This window comes from Planktothrix mougeotii LEGE 06226 (assembly GCF_015207485.1).
In the GTDB taxonomy this organism is placed as follows: Bacteria; Cyanobacteriota; Cyanobacteriia; order Cyanobacteriales; family Microcoleaceae; genus Planktothrix.
In genome coordinates this window covers 1-19,821 of record NZ_JADEWU010000097.1, presented here as the reverse complement: position 1 = coordinate 19,821, position 19,821 = coordinate 1, and the positions used below count along the sequence as shown (strand labels likewise).

Sequence of the window (19,821 nt, the reverse complement as noted above, 5' to 3'; positions counted from 1 at the left end):
GAGATGGGATTAATAAAGCAGCAAGATTGGTGATTAATCATTGTCTTGAAAATAATATTGGTCGAATTGTTTTCGGTTGGAATCAAGGACAAAAAGACGGTGCTACCCTTGGGAAGAAAGGGAATCAGAATTTTATTCAAATTCCCACTGCTCGACTGAAATCTCGAATTCAAGAACTTTGTTCCCGTTATGGAATTGAGTTTATTGAAACCGAGGAATCTTATACTTCTAAAACCAGTTTTCTTGATCAAGATCATCTCCCTGAATTCGGTGCAAAACCCGACAATTGGGAACCGTCAGGAAAGCGAGTTAAACGGGGCTTATATCGTACTGCATTGAATCAGTATATCAACGCTGATTGCAACGCAGCAGCAAATATTATTCGCAAAGTATCGGCAACATTGGGATTGAATCTTGATGGAGTCAGTAGAGGCGCATTGACTACGCCTTTAAGAATCCGTTTCTGGTGTTCCTAAGAATCCCCGTCTCTTTAGAGCGGGGAGTGTCAAAGGTGTGGAGATTTGGAGTTTGATTTCCCCTGATGACCCTCTAGGTTGTCCTTGCCTTTGTTCCCCAAGAGTTGATTTTCACCCAAAGCCCCGGAAAGGTTATGATTAACAAACTGATCCCTGATTCGGTGTTAACCCAGTAAGAAATTGTTAGCGTTAATTTGAGTCGAATTAACTCCTAATAATTGAGCCAATACTTGTTGAGTTGAAGCTAATTTAATTAAAGTATTGGTATTATCTTGACTTAAGGTTAACTGTTCAAAGCTTAATCCTCCGGTTAAGACGATCAAATCTTCTCCAGGGATAAAGTCAGTCATCACATCATTACCTGAACTGGCGGCCATATAGAACTGGTCTGCACCGACACCTCCGGTCAAGGTATCATCCCCATTATCTCCCGATAACAGGTCATTATCCGCACCACCGGACAGGTTATCATTGTCTTGACCTCCATACAGATTATCATTCCCTTCATTGCCTTCTAGGTTGTCATTGCCTTTGTTCCCAAAAATTTGATCCTGACCCAAACCCCCGGAGAGGTTATCATTGTCTTGACCGCCATAGAGGAGATCTTGATCCTCACCTCCATTGAGTTGATCATCATTTTGATTGCCAAATAAGGTATCATTACCTTGCTCCCCATTAATCGCATCATTACCGCTATTTCCAAAGACTAGATCATCCCCAATTCCGACGCTAATCGGATCATTTCCAGCCGTTCCATAAATTGTATCGTTTGTATTTGGGGTTGGAGTTGGGGTTGGGGTAATATTTGAAGATAGGGTCGCTTTATAAATTTCCCAATCGTTACCATCTGAACCTTGCCAGATGATATTATTGCCAGAAATATCATAGTTCTTATCCTCAGAATTATTATTCGTTAACTGGAGGATACTACTGCCATCGTAAGCGTAAATTTCATAATCATTTCCATCAAAAGTCTCCCAAACAATATTATTGCCTGATATTTTAGGATACTCATCAGCCTCAGTATTATTGGTTAATTGAACGGTATTAATCCCATTATAAAGATAAATTTCATAATCAGTCCCATCCCAACCATTCCAAACGACATTATTTCCTGATATTTGGGGAGAATCATCACCCTCAGTATTATTGGTTAATTGAGTGGTATTAATCCCATTGTAAAGATAAACTTCATAATCATTTCCATCCCAACCAAACCAAACGACATTATTTCCTGATATTTCGGGTTCTAGTTCTTCATAGTCATTATTAGTCAGTTGAATGGTATTAACCCCATTGTAAAGATAAATTTCATAATCAGTCCCATCCCAACCAGACCAAATGACATTATTACCTGATATTCTTGGATCACGTACTTCTTTATATATATTTAGTTCCTCAGAGTCATTCTTAGGCAGTTGAATGACATTAGCCCCATTGTAAAGATAAATTTCATTACCGCTTGGCCAGACGACATTATTACCAGATATTTGAGGATTGCCGTTATAATTTGTGTTATACGAATTATCACTCAATTCAATTGTGGTGCTGCCACTATATAAGTAAATACTTGAAACTCCAGATAATCCCCCGGAGTACCAGACGATATTATTACCTGAAATTTCTGCATTTTCATTGCTAAAATAACTATTAGTCAAGGGAATACTATTAGCACCATCATGATAATAGATTTGATAGGCAGACCCATCCCACTGATGCCAAGCAACCTGATTGTCTGAAAGACTAGGATGCTCATCATCAGCGTTATTATTAGTCAATTGAAGCGTTGTAAAACTAGACATCTTCTTACTCCTTCATTCATTGTTAGCACTGGTTGATTTTTGGTACGACAGGCAAACAATAAAAACCAAATTGATATCATCCACAGGATGATCTCGTAGGACAAATTTATTGGGCAAGTTGTCCCCTATGATTAACAGGAGAAAACAGTAAAAGAGATCAGATGTGGAGATAGGATTACCTGTTATTAGTTAATAATAACATTAAAGTAATAACACAAGTTGCTAGTTACAAATCTTATGATTTTTAACCCTCCTAAGCTAATAACAAGCAACTTATATTCCATCTTTAAATGTTTGCTACACATCCGTATTGTGTAGAGACGCGCCATGGCGCGTCTCTACCGATGGAACGTCTCTAGGGGTTTAGGGAGCATAAGTAGCAAGGATTTCAGGATTTCATATTAGATTAATACAGAATCAGGAATTAATCAGAATTTTGGAGATTTTGAGATCACCATAGTCCAACCCACTTAGTCGGGATTAATCCCCAATGCTCTCAATTGTTCGGCTAAACGTTCAGCCCGTTGACGTTCGGTTTCAGCCCGTTGACGTTCAGTTTCCGCTAAGGTTTGAGCTTGGAGTGCAGCTTCTTCTGGAGTGGGAATTAATTCACCTTCTGCACTAAAATAACGGAGTTGATTGTTATAAATTCCCAAATATAACCCTAATACATGACTCCATAATAACCCTGATTCATTCATTAAAATCGGTTGATATTCTTCACCACTTAAGCGAAATCCTGCTAACTCTAAATCTTCGGGAGAAAACCAGAAATATTCTGGGGTTCTAAACCGATTTTGATAGAGGTTTTTCTTTTCTTTTCGATCAACTTTAGCGGTAGAATCTGAGAGTAATTCAATAATAATATCAGGATATTTCCCATCTTCTTGCCAAACGACCCAAGACCGACGAGGACGTTTAACCGTATTTTTAGTCACAAAAAAATCCGGCCCTCTGAATTCTCGATTTTTGAGTTGTTGTTGACTATAATAGATGGTTAAATTAGCTCCAATAAAATAATCTTCTCGATCTCGCCAGAGCCAATCTAAACCAGCGACTAACAAGGCTAATTGTAAATAATGTAAAGAACTTTCCATCTCCGGTTCATCACTTTCTAGTTGACTGGTATCTGGCATTAAATCTGCGATTTGTTGAGCGGTTAGTGCCATTAGGTTGATCTCCATTATTGAAAGAGGGAATAGGCAATAGGGAATAGGCAATAGGGAATAGGCAATAGGGAATAGGCAATAGGTAATAGGTAATAGGTAATAGGATAAATACTTTTGACTATTTTAGATTAACTTTACAAGACTAATGCTCAAACCCTGGGGGTGTGTTCTTCTTTTTTTTTCTGTTCCCGATTTCCTGGGAAGCACTGAGCTTGTCGAAGTGTTCCCGATTCCCTCCTATCATTACATTTTTTTCCAGAAATTCAATAATTTTATCCGATACATCAATTCCAGTAATCATCTCAATGCCTTCAAGTCCGGGGGATGAATTGACTTCTAAAACCAAAGGGCCTTTATCAGATCGAATCATATCGACTCCTGCTACTTTTAATCCCATCACTTTTGCTGATTTAATAGCCATATTGCGTTCTTCGGTCGTTAATTTAACATTTTCTGCTTTCCCTCCTCGATGCAAATTAGCTCGAAATTCTCCAGGGTTACTCAAGCGTTTCATGGCTGCAATCACTTTATCCCCAATCACAAAACAGCGCAAATCAGAACCCTCTGCCTCATGAATAAATTCCTGTACTAAAATATCAATATTTAATCCTTGGAAGGCTTCAATAATTGATTTAGCAGATTGATAAGTATCCGCTAAAATTACTCCCATTCCTTGAGTTCCTTCTAACAATTTAATAATTAAAGGTGCTCCTCCAACCAGGTTAATTAAACTATCAATATCTTTTAAAGACGTTGCAAATCCGGTTTTCGGTAATTTAACTCCTTCCTGGGCTAATGCTTGCAACGCATTCAATTTATCACGGGAACGAGTAATACCTTGGGATTGATTTAAAGTAAACATTCCCATTAGTTCAAATTGACGGACAATTACGGTTCCATAAAAGGTTTTTGATGCCCCAATTCGAGGAATAACTGCATCAAATTTTCCTAAAGGTTTTCCTTCGTAAATAATTGCAGGATTTTTAGAATTAAGCGAAATATGACATCTTAAATAATCAATAATCTGTATCTCATGACCCCGTTGTTCCCCAGCCTGTCTAAGTCTTCTAGTCGAATACAGGGAACTATCTTGGGATAAGATCGCAATTTTCATAACAAAAAATTAGTCTTGGCTGTTGCGTTTTTGATGTTATTGAGAATCACTTAAAAAGGATTGACGACAATCAATTAAAAACCGTCTTTTCAGTGCTTGCCTTCCTAATAACATCCGAAATCCCATAGCATCTCGATTTGTTAAGGTTAATTCCATTAACCATCGTTTTCCCATTAGTTCAATATCCGTTAAAATCACAGGTCGTAATTCCGTCTGTCCGCCCGAATTACGGACGGGACGGTATTCGAGTAAATCCACTTCAGCGCTCACTGTATTGATGGTATCCCGTTGGAGCGGATGTACCTTAAACCGAACCCGTTGTTTACCTTGTGAAAGCTCACCAGGGGTCTGTACAATCTCAATATCAAAAGCGTGCAAACTCGATGAACGTGCACCTGTATCAATTTTGGCTTTAATTTTTCCAATCCCCAAATCTGGCAATGCTACCCATTCCCGCCATCCAATGATTAGTAATTTGGTTTTAGTCATCACTCCTTTTTTCTGATCAACTTTCCCATTCCCTTATTTCCTATCCCCCTATGATTTACTTTCGCTTTTGCGGTTTTGTTTTCACGCTAATGGGGCCATTAACAATCGCTTGACAGGCTAATCGATAGGTATCCGGTTTTTTCCTAAGAATGCGTTCTTCTGCGTCTGTGCGCGGAGAAACATTGTCCATTCCTTCTACAATTTCCACAATACAAGTGCCACACTGACCATAACCCCCACAGTTCATCATTTTGCCAGTGAAGGTATATAACTCTATGCGGTTTTCTAGGGCTTTAAGTCTTAAGTTAGCCCCATCGGCTGCGATTACGTCCTGATTTTCATTCACGAATTTGATATTAGCCATTTCAATTGCAATGTCCTAGCTTAATGAACATAACCTCTCTCTAAATTATTACAGAATGTTAACAAATGGGTTGTCAGTTATCCATTAACCGTTAACTAAAGAGGATAATCTGACAGAATATTACCCGGAAGGTTACTGACAGCCCGTTGCAAGGAGGACAGAGCACGGTTATAGCCAATAATGGCGTTGAGGAGTCGGTTTTGAGCGCGGGTTAAGTCCGTTTCCTGGTTAATCACTTCTAACTGAGTTCCTACCCCAGCTTGAAAGCGTAAACGAGCTAAACGTAAAGCTTCCGTTGCTTCTTCCACCCCTAAACTAGCGGTTTGAATATTATCAAAGTTGGCTTGTAGGTCATAATAAGACCGTTCCACATCTAAACGAATTTGATTGAGTAATTGATCAAAACGTTCGTCAGCGATGCCAATATCTAACTCCCTCTGTCTAGCCTGAGCTTTGGCGGCACCCCCATCAAAGAAATTCCAAGAAAACTGAACTTGAGCTTCATAACCATCGGCCCAACCTTGGTTAGCGGTATAACTCGGATCATCATTAATAAATCCCAAAACGTTATAACTCGCGGCTAGGGTAACATTAGGCCGGGTAGCAGCTAAGGCGGCTCGTCGTAACTGTTGAGCGCGATCGCGTTCCGCTAACTGTTCTTCTAACTCAGCCCGATTATTGTAGGCTTGAACAATGGTATCTTCTAAGGTTAAATCCCAAGCTCCTGCTAAAGCAATCGGATCGGCGGCTAATAAATTTGAATTTTCATCAATATTCAAAATCGCTGCTAATTCTCGCCGACTTTGGAGTTGATTTCGCCGTGAATTAGTCAGATCCTGTTGGGCATTTGCCAGGGTAACACGAGCTTGCAACACTTCAAAACGGGTTCCCACCCCCGCCCGTTCCAAGGCTTCTGCATCCTCTAAACTCTTCTGGGAGTTCCGTACCGCAGCCGCTTGAATTTCAACAGCAGCATCGGCTTCTTGTAGATTGTAATAGGCACGAGCCACATCAAATCGAACTTCTTCTATGGCTGTTTCTAACCTTAACTCAAAAATGCGTAACTGTTCTTCTGAAGCCCGAATTCTGGAACCTCTCAATCCATTTATCCCTAAGTCATACTGCAATTGCAGGGAATTATCAAAGGAAAAGGAACCATAAAAGGTCTGAAACGGTAATTGATCAGCTTGTTCAGGATTATTAAAACGCTGAACTCGGATAGCGCGGTTCCTAGCTCGAACTTGTAAGTCTTGCAACGCAGAAACAGTCCGACCAAAACTGGAACGAAAGATCAAACTCGGATATAAATCGGCTTGAGTTTCCCTCAAAGCGGCTAAGTTTTGTTCAACTTGCAGTTGGGCAATGCTGACATTTTCATTATTGCGAATGGCTAAATCAATCGCTTGTTGTAACGTCACCGGAACGGTTTCCTCAATATTAACTTGATCCGGTAAGGTAGGCCGATATAAAGGATTGGGACTCGGAAACAAAATGGCCGGGGGATTGGTTTGTAATGTTCCGTTGGGCGTTGGTGGCGGAAAGGGTGTTGTCGGGGGGGTGAGGTCAGGAACCGTCAAGGCTGGCGTACTGACTTGAGCTAGTTGAGTGGGTTGAGATTGTTTTCCTCTATCACTTGAAGGTAATAAAGGAGAAGTCAGGGTTGCAGCCTGGGTAGAGGCATTGGGTAATGCTGTTTCCACCTGTAACGGAGTGTTGCTTTCTGCGGATAAGGAATGATTGCTTAAGGGATGGGGTAAGTTAAAGTTAGGGGTTTGACTAGGGGTTGGGGTTTGTGTACTGTCTCCTGATCCGGTTGTGTTGGATGTCGAAGTTGCACTTGGTTGCGTTACAGTCGGTTGTTCTGAAGTTGTAGGAGCAACAGTCGATGCTGTCGAGGGGGAAACAGATTGTTCAGGGGTTTTGGTAGGATTTTGCTTAAAAACTGGGGTAGGTGATTCGGATACCCCAGAGGATTTCGGTGTCGAGAAATTCTCGATCAAGCGATGGCTTGAAGCAGCCATAGGTTGAGATTTTGTCGGATTTTGCTTAAATGTTGAGGTTAGGATTTCTAAAGGTAAAGATCCCTGAGCAGCAACCCTTGATTCCATAGATGGGGAAACGCTTGTTGCTGGGTTTTGATGGGGAAGTTCAGATGTAGAGACGGAAATCTGTTGTCCCTTTTGAGGGTTTTTGTCTAAAGTGAGATCTAACGGTACAGCATCAGAAGTCTTCTCCGGGGAATCAGTCGCCTTTGGAGAGAAGGAATCAAGGTTGGCTTCTGCTTCTATAGGAGCCGTAGGATAAGAGTCTTGAGGATTTTGTTTAAACTCTTGGGGTTGAGTTGTGTTGGAGTTGGACGAATTATCTTGAGAGTCAATGGGGGAAGGAACAGCCGTTCCTGGCCCCACATTGATTAATGTAATTGCTCCACTCACTCCCACAGCCATCAAATTACGAAGAACGGACATAAGGCTTCTTTTCTGTCTACAAGTCCAGAAACAATTTTAGAGCAAGCGAGCAATATTCCTAAGTTTTTTGGGACTAGCTGGTTTATGAGAACCTTTAAGCCCGACTAGATCTTGATTTCCTTAGCAGGCAATTTCTTTTGCTTCTAAGTCTAACAGGCGCAAGAGATTCAGATCGCCCCGTGCAACTGCCGCTTGACGTCGCCGCTCTAATAAACGGCATAAATGATCGGAGTGCACTTTGGCTAAGTTCTCGTCGAGAGCTTTCTCAAACGTCACTAACCGCAGTGTTGTACCTTGTCGTGCTTCTACAGGCTGAATTTCGGTGGGGGTTAAAGGGGTAACTTCCTTGAAGGGATGTTCTGGTTCTGTTTTGCTGTAGGAAACACCCCGATATTTTAGGGGTTGAGTGGTTTGAGGCACAGGAATATGACGAGGATAGCTAAACTGTACGCTTTGACCCCGATATTTACCTGTTAGTTCACTTTCCACCACATCAACCGGGGGAAAAGAGGCGTCATACTGATTGCCACGATAGGTGAGTTTCATATCTGTTTCTCCTGACCTTAGCTTTAAAGAGGCTGTCTAAAAGACAAATTTTAAACGATTTTTTTATTTCTGTATTCATTGTTACACTTTTTCGGGTCAGATCAGCAAACTTAACAAAAATTTATTAATTTTTCAGGACAAATCAGGAGGGAGGAGGAGTAAGGGGATAGGGAAGTCAACGGTTAATATTCCTAGCCAATGGTGACTTGAGAGGTATCGACGCTCACGGCTCCGGGTTGGAATTGGGCAATATTGACGGCTTTTTCCAGAAAACCTGGGCTGGGAACTTTTCCTTTGAGAATAACGGTTCCCCCTTTTTGAGCGACCCACAAGGAACCAATATCATCGAGTTCAGGATCTTCGTCAAAGGCTAAGACAACCCGTTTAGCCAGACCGCTTTCGTCATATTCTCCCGCAATTCCAATCCGTTCTGGAGGAAGGGAAGTATTGGCTGCGGCTTGTTGTACCGTATCGTTAGACGGTTTACTCGGAACTTCACCGGTAAGGGTGCCAAAAATACGTTCAAACCATCCCATAAAATTAAATATCCTAAATTGATTAATAAGACGAATTCAGTCTAGTGGAGATTGGATTGAGAAGCAAGCCATTTTTGCAATTCTTGTTTTAACCAGTTTAATTCTTCTTCGGGTAATTGATGTCCAAAACGATAGGTTTTGCGACGGGATAAAAAGAAAATATTCGGTTCCTGGGTAACAATTTCTAAACTGGGATAATAATTACCTTTATCATCGGTTGTTCTAATTAAATTAATTTGTTGGATTTGGGAAATATCTCCTTGCTTATGAATGGGGAAATAGGAAAACCAAAAAATATTAAATTTTTTATTTTTAAAATTAAGTTGGACTTTTTCAAAAGGTTTATAATCCAGAAAAGCTTTATAAATTAATAATCCTACAGTAACAGGAATTCCTAATAATGTTAAATAAAATAGAATGATTAAACTTGAATTAATTTCTGTAAAGATAGAGGGTTCTATAACTCTATACAGGGGGTAAGTGATTAAAGCGGCGATCGCGCTTAACCCTAATATTTTAATAGGCATAGATCCCGGAATTAATTGTAACCTTTTTTTAACACTTTGAATCGGATTGCCTAAAATTTTCTCAAGGGGAAAAATATATTGTAATGAAAACCGGGAGGGAATATTAACGTTAAACTCCTTAGGAGATTGAGATAACTGAATAGAAGGTTCAGAGGTGGTTTTTGAAGGAAATTTAGGTTTATAATTTAAAGCATATAAAGCTCCTTGAGTTGAGGAAAACCGAGAGTTGACGGCGGGTTCTATTAAGGTTTCTAACCACTTTTGAAAGGCGGGATCTAGGATGTCCCCGTTAAACTTCATTTTAAAGTTTTCTTGAGGTAATTCGGCTGGAGGAATTCCGGTTAATAGATGAATTAATGTGGCTCCTAACGCATATAAATCGGAAGCGGGAACTGCTAAACCTCCAAATTGTTCAATGGGAGTATAACCAAAGGTTCCGACAACGGTAAAGGTTGACCCTGGAGTTCTAGGTTGAAGTTGAACCGCGCCTAAATCAATTAAATAAATATGATGATCTTCTCCCCAAATTAAATTACTCGGTTTAAGATCTCGATGCAATACCGGAGGATGAAGTTGATGTAAATAATTTAAAATTTCTAAGACTTCAAACGCTATCCAGTAGAGTTGTTGTTGGGTAAAGCGATGATTTTCTTCTAATTTGTGTTTTAAGGAGGAACCGGGAATATATTCGGTGACTAAGGTAAACCAGACATTCTGATCATCCAGGGAAAAATAATCTCGATATTTAACTAAGCGAGGATGATTTAATTGTTTTAAAATTTGGGCTTCCCGTTCTAATAATTTTAAATCTTCCCATTGCATTGAACCTCCCAACGCCAATAATTTAACAACAACTTTATCCTTCAGCATTAAGTCATCTGCTAACCAAGTTTGGCGAACAGGATTTTCATTGAGTTGGCGTTTGAGTCGAAACCGACGGTTAAGCAGAGTTCCCGCAGTCAGCATTATCCCCACGAAATTATATCAATTTGCTCGATCAAAATACCAAGTTTTATAATCATTAACCCCTTTTACCCCGTAGTGAGGTGTTCACGTATCTTTATCTTTGCGTCAGATATTGAGGGGTAAACGCCTCACTACGAAGTTAGAACGTTATTCAGTTTCTTCAACTTTTAAAGAATCACAAGGGATTTTTTCGAGTTCAATTCGGGTCGGATCTCCACTGGAATAAACTTCCAAATCTGTGTGAGATTCGCCCACAAATATGCAATATTCTCCTGGAAAAACAACCCGTTCAAAATAACCCCGAATCGTACTTTGCAAACGAAGAATTTGCACCTGTCTGGTGGGGTTTTTATAACTACATAAAATTTCAGTCTTAATGGAATCTACAGGCAAGTGTACTGTTTGCATGGTATTTTATTAAAGTGAGGTTTTAAAGGACTGTTTTCAAATTTCTTAACTTTTCAGTTAAGGGTAAGGGAGACGAAGAGGGAAAGGGAAAGAGCCCCAAGCCCAATTAGAAATCAGAAACGTCATCTATGACTTTAGATAGATTTGTCCTGATGGTTCTCTGCAACCCTGATGGTAATGATTAATCTTGTGATGTTATCAAATCATCATAACTTAACAATTTATGAATTAAGTTATGTTAACTATATTATACACTTATTAACCCAGTTGCAACAAGGGAAAAGTTGTCAGAATCATCAACACAATTCCTTTATAAATTTCGGGTTTTATCCGAACTGTGTGAAGATTTTGTTGAGTGATCCCCAGAGTAGGTAACAGACTGAACCTTACCGTTTCCATTGCTACTCCCATTTCCATTAGAATAAGATCCCCTGTCTGTATTCAAGGTGACATTTTCCCAATCTTGGGGTTGAGAATGATGTCCCATCAAGCGAGATTGCAGACTTGTGGCAATCACATAAAAAACCGGAATAATATATAAACTCAGAAACGTTGAGACAAACATTCCCCCCATCACAGCCATTCCAATTGCGACTCGGCTCCCCGCCCCTGCCCCTGTGGCAAACGCCAAAGGTAAAACCCCTAAAATGGTTGATAAAGCTGTCATCATAATCGGTCGAAATCGTAACCGACAAGCTTCTAAGGCGGCTTGTTGAATGGATAACCCCTGTTCTCGGAGTTGGTTGGCAAATTCTACAATTAAAATTGAGTTTTTAGTCGCTAATCCAATTAACATAATTAACCCAATCCGACTATAAGCATTTAAGTCTAATTGGGCAATCCATAAGGCTCCAAATGCTCCTAATAATGACAAAGGAACGGCTAATAAAATAATAATGGGGTCAATATAACTTTCAAATTGGGCAGCTAAAGTGAGGAAAATAAAGATTAAGGCGAGAGCAAAAATAAAGTTAGTAGCATCACCCGCTTCTCGAAATTCTAAAGATTCTCCAGAGTAAGAGGTTCGCATTTCAGGCGGTAAAATTTCTTGGGCTAGATTTTCCAATGCCTTTAACGCGACTCCTAAACTCACTCCGGGTGCAGGACTGCCTTCTAAAGTTGCAGAACGAAAGCGATTAAAGTGGCTAATTTGAGGCGGTGTTGTGGCTGTTGAAATCGTGACTAAATTACTCAAGGCAATCATTTCTCCCTGTTGGGAACGCACATATAATTCCTTTAAATCTTCGGGATTGGCTCGATACTTTTCCTCGGCTCGAACCACAACTTCATAACGTTGATTTCCTTGATTAAAATTTGTAATTTCTTGACCTCCAACTAAAATTTGTAAGGTTCGAGCTATATCCTGTACCGAAACTCCTAAATTTCCGGCTTGGGAACGATCAACCGTTAAGGTTAATTCCGGTTTATTGAGTTTTAAATTGGTGTCAATATTGACTAATTCCGGTAAATCTCGCGCCCGAATTACAAAGTCTTGAGAAACTTGGGCTAATTGTTCTAAATCATTGCCTTGTAAAACAAATTGTATCGGTTGACCTTGACTTCCTCCTGGTAATCCTCCTGGATTAGTGGGGAAAACTAAAGCATCCGTAATTGTTGAAAATTTACCTAATAATTGCTTAACCAGAGATTGTTGAGATTGTTCTGGTTTTGTTCGTTCAGACCAAGGAATTAAACGGGCAAAAGAAAATCCTGTATTGGCTTGGGCTGCCCCTCGGCTAGAACCAGCAATGGCAAAATAACTTTCAACTTCTGGCACTTGGCTGAAGATTTTTTCAACCTGCTGTACTACGCGATTTGTATAGTTTAAACTGACCCCTTCGGGAGCCGTAATCGGAGTAAAAATTCGACCTCGATCTTCAGTGGGTAAAAACCCTTGAGGTAATTGTAAAAATAACCAAGCTGTTAATCCTAAAGAAGCAATAAATCCTAAAATCAAAAGGGGTTTTAATCCCATTAATATTCGGAGAGTCCAAGCATAAATGCTAGTAATTTTATTCAAAACCCATTCAAATAAATCCAAGGGTAAAGCTAGGAGTTTCATCAATCCCTTTGGCTGGGTTTCATGACGTAATAAACGGGCAGAAAGGGGAGGAGCTAAGGTTAAGGCAACAATACTTGAAAAAACAACAGAAGCTGCTAAAGTTAAAGCAAATTCATTAAATAATCGTCCACTGGTTCCACCTGCAAAGGCAACGGGGACAAATACTGCAACTAAAACAACTGTGGTTGCAATCACTGCAAACACCACTTCTCCGACGGCTGCAAAGGTCGCAGGAAAAGGTTCTAGCCGTTTTTCTTCCATATAACGGATGATATTTTCTAAGACCACAATCGTATCATCCACGACTAAACCCGTTGCTAAGGTTAAGGCAAATAGGGTTAAGGTATTAATGGAAAATCCCAGGAAAAACATGACACTAAATGCACCAATTAAAGAAATGGGAATGGTAATCGCTGGAATTAAAGTTGCTCTCCAATTTCTCAAGAATAAAAAGATAATTAAAACCACCAGTCCAATCGAAATTAACAAACTAATCCAAACTTCTTCAATCGCAAGTTTTACAAACTCGGAATAATCCACAGCAACTTGATAGCTGAGTCCTTCGGGAAAACTTTTTTCTAATTCTGTTAATTTCGCTTTAATGCCATTGGCAACTTCAAGTAAATTAGCATCTGAAAGTTTACTAATTCCTAATGAAACCGCAGGAGTTCCTTTAAAACGGGCAATGACTCGATCATCTTGTGCCCCAATTTCTGCCCGTCCAATATCTCGAATTCTAATTTGCGCTCCATTGTCATTACGTTTAATAATTAAGTCTTCATAATCTTGGGGGGTTTGTAATCTTCCCAAGGTGCGGACGGGATATTCTGTTTCTTTTCCTTCAATTCGACCACTGGGAATTTCAACGTTTTGTCTTCTTAAGGCTTGTTCAACATCTAAGGCGGTAATTTGACGGGCTGCCATTTTGACCGGATCTAACCATAATCGCATGGCATAACGGCGTTCTCCCGCAATAAAAACACTATTAACACCATCAACGGTTTCTAAGGTATTTTTAATATAAATATCGGCATAAGTGCTTAATTCTAAAGGAGATAAATTGTCAGAAAATAATGCAATCCATAAAATTCTTTCATCATCTCCAGAACGCTTTTCAACTACAGGTTCATCGACTTCATCGGGTAATCTTCTGGCGGCTCTGGCTACGCGAGTTCTAACTTCTTGGGCGGCTACTTCTAAATCTCGATCTAATTCAAATTGTACAGAAATCGAACTGCTTCCTTCCCGACTACTGGAGGTTAAGGTTTTTATTCCCGCAATCCCGTTAATTTGTGCTTCTAAAATTTCTGTAACTTCCGTTTCCACAACCTGGGGACTCGCCCCCGGATAGCTCGTTGTCACGGTAACAATGGGCGGATCAATTTTAGGATATTCCTGCACGGGAAGGCGAGTATAACCTACGATTCCTAAAATAATAATCAGCAACGAACAAACCGAAGCAAAAACAGGTCTTTTAATAAAAAAATTAGTAAACATAAAATCAGTTATCAGTTATCAGTTATCAGTTATCAGTGATTACTACTTTTTAACGTTGACCTGTGGAATTGGGCGCAGAATTAGGAGATAAAATATTAATAGGTGCACCATCGGATAATTTTTGTGTACCGGAAACAATAAGTTTTTGTCCGGGTTGAAGTCCTTCTAAAATTTCAGCGCGATCGCCTTGAATTAAACCTAATTTAACAGGTTGTCGTTTTGCGGTTAATTTTTCCTGTCCTTCCGCTAAAAAGACAAAGCGTTGATCACCTTGAAATTTAACGGCTGTCATCGGTACAACAACTGCATTTAGTTTTTGTTTCCAAACAACTTCAGCCCGCACAAATTGACCATCTTTAAATAAGTTTTGACCATTATCAAACGTCGCTTTTGCTAAAATCGTTTGAGAGTCTTGATTCACCGATGGGGAAATAAAACTGATGCGTCCTGTGGCTAATACTTTTCCCTGAACATCCACCATTTGCACCGCTAATCCTATTTTTAAATCTGCCTTACGTTCTAAAGGAATAGGTAAGCGTAATTCTAACTGATCATTAGCGGTTAAACGAGTGAGGATATCCCCTTTATCCACATAATCTCCTACTTTAATATCTACATCCCCAACAATTCCGGTAAAGGGTGCTAAAACGGCTGTTTCTTGCAACTGAACTTCAATACTGCGAACTTGTGCTGCGGCTTCTGCAACTTGTGCTTCCGCCTGTTGAATTTCTTGAATCCGAGTTCCGTTTTCTAACTGTCTGAGGGCTTGTTGTTCCTGTTCTACAACCGCTCGACGTAAATTAATTTCTGATTTTCGATTTTTTTGTAATTGTTCTAAACGACGTTGGGCGGCTTGTAAATTAGCTTCAGCACTGTTTTTTTGCGACAATAACGCATCAAATTCATCCTGAGAAATTGCCCCAGATCGGCTTAATTCTTCAAAGCGATTAACCCGATTTTCAGCTAATTGAGCTTCGGCTCGAATCGAATCAATTTGAGCTTGAGCTTGATTAATTTCTGCTAAAAAACTACCGGATTCAGCATCAGCTAATCCCGCTTTTGCTTCCGCTAATTTTGCCCTTCCTTGAGCAATTTCTTCAGGACGACTTCCCGCTTGTAATTCCGATAAACGAGCTTGAGTCCGAACTAGATTGGCTTTCGCTTGCGTTAAACTTGCTTCTACATCATCACTTTTTAATCGGGCGATCGCTTCTCCCTGTTGAATCATCTGCCCGGATTCTACTAATATTTGAGTAATTCGACCTTCAATTTCCGGTTTAATATCTACCGCCCGTTTTGCTTCTAATGTCCCTACAAATTCAGAAGTTTCTTCAAGATTGGCAGTTTCTACCCCAGAAATTCTCACCCCATTTCCTCTAGGCTGTCTGGGTTGGTCTGTTGTTAAGTTTTCCGGCTTGTTTGGGTTGGCTTGCCACCATTGTCCACCGACAAAACCCAGACCTAATGCTATTAATGTAACTAGAGTAATGGATAACCATCCTGTTTTTACAACCGCCGATTCTGGGACAGTTGTAGGAGGTAAAGATTGAGGGTTAAGGTCAGTTCGGATTGGAGGATTATCCTGTCCAGCCCAGTCTTGCTCCTGCTCTTTTGTCGTTGATTTCGGGGATTTAGAATAAGACATTGTTCAGCTAAATTTGAGGTCGTTTTTACGGAGCAGAATGATGAAAAAAACAGATCAATCTAGTATTTGACTAGACGTTACAATATGTTAAGCTCACCCAACATCTTTCTTGAGATAGAGGAGGAATGAGGTAAATTTTCTTTTTCCAAACATTCATATAACCACTCCATTTCTGATACCAACATGAATTTTGCACGTTCCCAAGTTGCAGATTGGAAAGAGTCCGTCACCAAATTCCCTATTTCTTGAGTCTCTAAATAAGCTTTTCGTTGATGACAAACTCTTAAGCGATTTTCAATTAATTGTACTCGTTCTGAAGATTCTAAATCCCCAAAAAAGAAATATTTGACTAAAAATCGAGCGCGACTTTTAACCCAGCTTTCTTGAGGTTGTTCTAACATCTTCTCCCGCCAGCGAATACACCCGTTAGGAGTAATCGCATAAATTCTGCGACTAGCTCCGGCATCCCCAGACTCTTCCAGTAATACCTGAATGTGGTCTCGTTCTTCTAAACGTTTGAGCAAAGGGTAAATTGCTCCATAGTTCACACTCATACAACTACTGAGAAACAACTCTAGTCGCTGTTTCAGTCGGTAGCCATGTAAGGGTTCTCGCTGTAATAGTCCCAGGGCAGACAGTTCTAACATTATATCAAATTGATAGTTTATTCAGTAATTTTTACCCTACAGAAAAGTTTTTGATCGATTTTAAAACCCTACCCGGAATATTTCACCCAGTAGGGTAGAGGGTTATCTACACCACAAAATATCTACAGTAGTTTTGAATATAGCAGATTAGTAACTGGACTCATCCCTATAGCTTCACACCTGACAGAAAGGATGAGTCCGATACCTATGCAGTTAGCTGCCGTTTAACAAGTGCGATTAACTCACTCGTAAAACCCCAAACCAAGAACCTCAAGCTTGAAAAAAAATAACTGTTGTGATAATTTAACTTAACGCCAGTTTCGCCAAACGCTGATTCCGAGTTTTTAAGGGGTTAAAAGCATGACGAGCAGAAGAGTTCTGTTTATTCTGAGCAATCTCCAAGGCAAAATTAGGCATTTCTTGATGACAATAAGAACAATACCAATACACTCGGTTATGGTCAATATGACGGAGCATGGAAGAAGAGCAACAGGGACAGTCATTCATGGATATTATTCTCCTATCAAAAAATCAAACGAAAAGAACTCAACAGTACAGATAAAGTTGATAAACTAAAATGTTTTAAAACTGGGTTTTTGTAATTAAACTAATTCCGTGCTTTCGCAGAAATCTGGATTGTATTAGATCGATTTTTTATCAAAATTTTCCATTTGTCTATTTTAATTTGTTCATTCTCAGTTACGATGAACAGTCGATTCAAAATTGAAGAAACTTCGAGTTTGAGTTTAAGGCTAGAGGCGAACAATGAAGAAATTTTGAAGCCAACCCTAATGTTTTTAATTGATTATTTCTTCATCCTTTAACTTCAGCATTAAACTTTACTTCCCTAATGTTTCACCTATCCTGCTAATTTTTACTCACTTCAGAGGCAAATTACATCTTCCTTTTGAGAGGTTTCCTGTAAAATAGAAGCGTTTATCGGTTAATCAAACTGAGCATAGCTTTTTTAAGTATTGTAACAATTTAGAACCCTTAATTGTTTAGTTTGCCCTGTCTAATTTAAACAAGATTTGGCAGTTTCAACCTGAACTGAGACAATGAAAAAATCCCTATAAAATTGAAATCCATGAGACCTAAAATTAAAGATCCAATGGCTTGGCAACAAGCTGAACTTCTGATGCAACCTGCTTTTATTCGTCTCCTCGACAATATCCGTAAACAATTAGACGAATCGATTTGGACAGGAACTTACCAGGAAATTCAAGACCCATTCCCTGGATATCGGCTAGACTTAGAACATAATGGTCAAAAAGTCAGCATAGATATTTGGGAATTGTGTTATCAAATCTGTTTTCAAAACTATCGTCCTACCCATGCTACTCAAGAAAGTCTTGAGGTTGAAATTGACACAACCTTAATTGATCAAGAAACAGGGGACGTTGATTGGCAGAAGCTCGAAGATAAAACCCGTCAGATTATTGAAGATTTATTTGCGCGTCTTACGCCCTGAAGCAACGCATTTTTGCGCGTAATTTTCTATACTCATCAATGTTGAAAAATTTTTAATCTTCCAACTCCAACAATGATTTCAGAATTACAAAATTTACAAGCCAAGACTGGTGCTATTTTGGAAACCTCTAGCCTAGAGGAGGTCATTCCGATGAGCTTTGGAAATGACACCGAAGCGATCAATGCGACCCAACAAGGTGTTGCTTTATATGATCGATCTCACTGGGGACTGTTAAAAATTTCCGGGGAAGACCGACTGCGATTTTTACATAATCAAAGTACCAATTCTATTCAAACTCTCAAACCGGGAGAAGGTTGTGATACCGTATTTGTAACTTCAACGGCTCGAACCATTGACTTAGCTACAGTATTCATCACAGAAGATGCTATTCTTTTGTTAATTTCACCCAACCGTCGTCAGCAGTTAATGGAGTGGTTAGATCGATTTATTTTCCCAATGGATCAAGTAGAATTGCAGGATATCAGTAGCCATTATGCCGTTTTTAGTCTCCTAGGGCCAGATAGCCCAGGTGTTCTCCAGAAGTTAGGTATAACAGATCTGCAACAACAGCCATTAGGTTGCCATCAATTATTGGAAATTGCCAGTTCAACTGTCCGTATTAGTGTTGGTAGTGGTTTAACCATCCTTGGCTATACGTTTATCATTCCTACCTCTGCCGCTGTCTCTGTGTGGCAAATCCTAACCCAAGCGGGTGCTATTCCATTGGGTGAAGCCGTTTGGCAACATTTACGCATTCGCCAAGGTCGTCCAGCACCAGATGCTGAATTAACAGAAACTTACAATCCTCTGGAAGCAGGTTTATGGCAAACACTCTCCTTTGATAAAGGCTGTTACATTGGTCAAGAAACGATTGCTCGTCTCAATACTTATAAAGGAGTTAAACAGCAACTGTGGGGGATTCACTTAAATGCACCCGCTTCACCCGGAACGCCGATTTGGATTGAGGATGCCAAAGTTGGAATATTAACCAGTTATACCAACACCGATGGAGAACATTTTGGCTTAGGTTATATTCGCACCAAGGCTGGTGGAGTAGGTTTAAAGGTCAAGGTGGGTGAAATAGCAGCAGAAGTTGTTGATGTTCCTTTTTTAAAACATCCTCCCCTATAGGATTTTGCTGAAGGTGGAGAAATCCTCAATCACTTCTTCACCTTCATTCTCAAAGCCTCCACAGGATATCCTCCCTGTAAATGCTGTTGAATAATAGTCGATACATCCATCGGTTCAAGGTGACTGTACCAAACTTCATCAGGTAGAACAATTATCATGGGCCCGTTGCCACACTGTCCCAAACAGCCTATTCCCTGAATTTGGACATCGAGAGGAGATTCATCCTCAAACAACGCTAATATCTTGTCACTCCCTTGTTGATGACAGGTGCGATTTTGACAAATCAGAACTTGTTTGAAACCCATACGGTTAAAGGTATCTCCTAAAAAAAACCTTTAAACAACAACTGCCCCGATTTAAGTCAGGGCAGCTATTCAGATAAACCTTAATATAAAACAGAAAACTGAAGACTGCATAGAGAATCAGAAGAAAACAGATGAGGTCAAGCCCTCGGTCTGTTAGTGTGTCTCGGCTGCATCCATCGCTGGACTTCGACCTAACAC

General features: G+C 39.8%; 18 protein-coding genes. 3 read left to right on the top strand and 15 right to left on the bottom strand.

All coding sequences use genetic code 11. From position 1 onward, the window contains the following. A partial coding sequence (locus tag IQ236_RS24715; protein ID WP_193871740.1) for an IS200/IS605 family accessory protein TnpB-related protein occupies window positions 1–476 on the top strand: 476 nt, incomplete at its 5' end. Window positions 477–640: 164 nt separating this feature from the next. Here the strand turns inward: IQ236_RS24715 and IQ236_RS24710 are convergent. The 14 genes from IQ236_RS24710 to IQ236_RS24645 form a co-directional block, all read right to left on the bottom strand. Then, window positions 641–2,278 (bottom strand): hypothetical protein, encoded by a 1,638-nt coding sequence (locus tag IQ236_RS24710; RefSeq protein WP_193871739.1) that lies wholly within the window; start codon window positions 2,276–2,278, stop codon window positions 641–643. 470 nt (window positions 2,279–2,748) lie between these two features. Continuing rightward, the gene (locus IQ236_RS24705; protein ID WP_193871738.1) at window positions 2,749–3,447 is read right to left on the bottom strand and encodes a Uma2 family endonuclease; all 699 of its coding nucleotides are present in this window, start codon (window positions 3,445–3,447) and stop codon (window positions 2,749–2,751) included. A 142-nt stretch (window positions 3,448–3,589) separates the two neighbouring features. Then, window positions 3,590–4,561 carry a 30S ribosomal protein S6--L-glutamate ligase gene (gene rimK / locus IQ236_RS24700; RefSeq protein ID WP_083579938.1) on the bottom strand — a complete coding sequence of 324 codons (972 nt, stop codon included), beginning with the start codon at window positions 4,559–4,561 and terminating at the stop codon, window positions 3,590–3,592. Between the two features lie 36 nt (window positions 4,562–4,597). Beyond that, window positions 4,598–5,050 carry an ATP-dependent zinc protease family protein gene (locus tag IQ236_RS24695; RefSeq protein ID WP_190519040.1) on the bottom strand — a complete coding sequence of 151 codons (453 nt, stop codon included), beginning with the start codon at window positions 5,048–5,050 and terminating at the stop codon, window positions 4,598–4,600. Between the two features lie 55 nt (window positions 5,051–5,105). Continuing rightward, complete coding sequence (locus IQ236_RS24690) at window positions 5,106–5,414, bottom strand: 2Fe-2S iron-sulfur cluster-binding protein (protein ID WP_193871737.1); 309 nt, start codon at window positions 5,412–5,414, stop codon at window positions 5,106–5,108. A gap of 95 nt (window positions 5,415–5,509) precedes the next feature. Next, on the bottom strand, window positions 5,510–7,882 hold the full coding sequence (locus IQ236_RS24685; RefSeq protein WP_193871736.1) for a TolC family protein: 2,373 nt from the start codon (window positions 7,880–7,882) through the stop codon (window positions 5,510–5,512). A gap of 120 nt (window positions 7,883–8,002) precedes the next feature. Beyond that, entirely contained in the window at window positions 8,003–8,428 is a 426-nt protein-coding gene (locus tag IQ236_RS24680) for a DUF4278 domain-containing protein (protein WP_193871735.1), read from the bottom strand. Window positions 8,429–8,619: 191 nt separating this feature from the next. Further along, entirely contained in the window at window positions 8,620–8,964 is a 345-nt protein-coding gene (locus IQ236_RS24675) for a BON domain-containing protein (RefSeq protein ID WP_190519033.1), read from the bottom strand. Window positions 8,965–9,005: 41 nt separating this feature from the next. Beyond that, a complete protein-coding gene (locus tag IQ236_RS24670; protein WP_193871734.1) occupies window positions 9,006–10,457 on the bottom strand; it encodes a serine/threonine protein kinase in 1,452 nt (483 codons plus the stop codon). 147 nt (window positions 10,458–10,604) lie between these two features. After that, window positions 10,605–10,865, bottom strand: coding sequence for a DUF1830 domain-containing protein (locus IQ236_RS24665; protein WP_193871733.1), 261 nt, complete (start codon window positions 10,863–10,865; stop codon window positions 10,605–10,607). A gap of 310 nt (window positions 10,866–11,175) precedes the next feature. Then, window positions 11,176–14,424 (bottom strand): efflux RND transporter permease subunit, encoded by a 3,249-nt coding sequence (locus tag IQ236_RS24660; protein WP_193871732.1) that lies wholly within the window; start codon window positions 14,422–14,424, stop codon window positions 11,176–11,178. Window positions 14,425–14,473: 49 nt separating this feature from the next. Continuing rightward, window positions 14,474–16,069, bottom strand: coding sequence for an efflux RND transporter periplasmic adaptor subunit (locus IQ236_RS24655; RefSeq protein ID WP_193871731.1), 1,596 nt, complete (start codon window positions 16,067–16,069; stop codon window positions 14,474–14,476). A 77-nt stretch (window positions 16,070–16,146) separates the two neighbouring features. Continuing rightward, the gene (locus IQ236_RS24650; protein WP_193871730.1) at window positions 16,147–16,716 is read right to left on the bottom strand and encodes a PadR family transcriptional regulator; all 570 of its coding nucleotides are present in this window, start codon (window positions 16,714–16,716) and stop codon (window positions 16,147–16,149) included. 303 nt (window positions 16,717–17,019) lie between these two features. Further along, a complete protein-coding gene (locus IQ236_RS24645; protein ID WP_193871729.1) occupies window positions 17,020–17,223 on the bottom strand; it encodes a hypothetical protein in 204 nt (67 codons plus the stop codon). A 580-nt stretch (window positions 17,224–17,803) separates the two neighbouring features. Between IQ236_RS24645 and IQ236_RS24640 the strand changes: the two genes are divergently transcribed. After that, a complete protein-coding gene (locus IQ236_RS24640; protein WP_193871728.1) occupies window positions 17,804–18,187 on the top strand; it encodes a hypothetical protein in 384 nt (127 codons plus the stop codon). A gap of 72 nt (window positions 18,188–18,259) precedes the next feature. Continuing rightward, window positions 18,260–19,318, top strand: a complete 1,059-nt coding sequence (gene ygfZ, locus IQ236_RS24635) for a CAF17-like 4Fe-4S cluster assembly/insertion protein YgfZ (protein WP_193871727.1) — start codon at window positions 18,260–18,262, stop codon at window positions 19,316–19,318. 29 nt (window positions 19,319–19,347) lie between these two features. Here the strand turns inward: ygfZ and IQ236_RS24630 are convergent, their stop codons facing one another. Then, entirely contained in the window at window positions 19,348–19,623 is a 276-nt protein-coding gene (locus tag IQ236_RS24630; RefSeq protein ID WP_190519022.1) for a (2Fe-2S) ferredoxin domain-containing protein, read from the bottom strand. Window positions 19,624–19,821: the final 198 nt, after the last annotated feature.

Bases quoted from the DNA above. Each gene is read 5' to 3' on its own strand.
- IQ236_RS24670 (WP_193871734.1), bottom strand. From the start codon at position 10,457: ATGCTGACTGCGGGAACTCTGCTTAACCGTCGGTTTCGACTCAAACGC.
- IQ236_RS24690 (WP_193871737.1), bottom strand. From the start codon at position 5,414: ATGGCTAATATCAAATTCGTGAATGAAAATCAGGACGTAATCGCAGCC.
- ygfZ (WP_193871727.1), top strand. From the start codon at position 18,260: ATGATTTCAGAATTACAAAATTTACAAGCCAAGACTGGTGCTATTTTG.
- IQ236_RS24675 (WP_190519033.1), bottom strand. From the start codon at position 8,964: ATGGGATGGTTTGAACGTATTTTTGGCACCCTTACCGGTGAAGTTCCG.
- IQ236_RS24655 (WP_193871731.1), bottom strand. From the start codon at position 16,069: ATGTCTTATTCTAAATCCCCGAAATCAACGACAAAAGAGCAGGAGCAA.
- IQ236_RS24645 (WP_193871729.1), bottom strand. From the start codon at position 17,223: ATGAATGACTGTCCCTGTTGCTCTTCTTCCATGCTCCGTCATATTGAC.
- rimK (WP_083579938.1), bottom strand. From the start codon at position 4,561: ATGAAAATTGCGATCTTATCCCAAGATAGTTCCCTGTATTCGACTAGA.
- IQ236_RS24705 (WP_193871738.1), bottom strand. From the start codon at position 3,447: ATGGCACTAACCGCTCAACAAATCGCAGATTTAATGCCAGATACCAGT.
- IQ236_RS24685 (WP_193871736.1), bottom strand. From the start codon at position 7,882: ATGTCCGTTCTTCGTAATTTGATGGCTGTGGGAGTGAGTGGAGCAATT.
- IQ236_RS24710 (WP_193871739.1), bottom strand. From the start codon at position 2,278: ATGTCTAGTTTTACAACGCTTCAATTGACTAATAATAACGCTGATGAT.
- IQ236_RS24680 (WP_193871735.1), bottom strand. From the start codon at position 8,428: ATGAAACTCACCTATCGTGGCAATCAGTATGACGCCTCTTTTCCCCCG.
- IQ236_RS24660 (WP_193871732.1), bottom strand. From the start codon at position 14,424: ATGTTTACTAATTTTTTTATTAAAAGACCTGTTTTTGCTTCGGTTTGT.
- IQ236_RS24650 (WP_193871730.1), bottom strand. From the start codon at position 16,716: ATGTTAGAACTGTCTGCCCTGGGACTATTACAGCGAGAACCCTTACAT.
- IQ236_RS24665 (WP_193871733.1), bottom strand. From the start codon at position 10,865: ATGCAAACAGTACACTTGCCTGTAGATTCCATTAAGACTGAAATTTTA.
- IQ236_RS24640 (WP_193871728.1), top strand. From the start codon at position 17,804: ATGAGACCTAAAATTAAAGATCCAATGGCTTGGCAACAAGCTGAACTT.
- IQ236_RS24695 (WP_190519040.1), bottom strand. From the start codon at position 5,050: ATGACTAAAACCAAATTACTAATCATTGGATGGCGGGAATGGGTAGCA.
- IQ236_RS24630 (WP_190519022.1), bottom strand. From the start codon at position 19,623: ATGGGTTTCAAACAAGTTCTGATTTGTCAAAATCGCACCTGTCATCAA.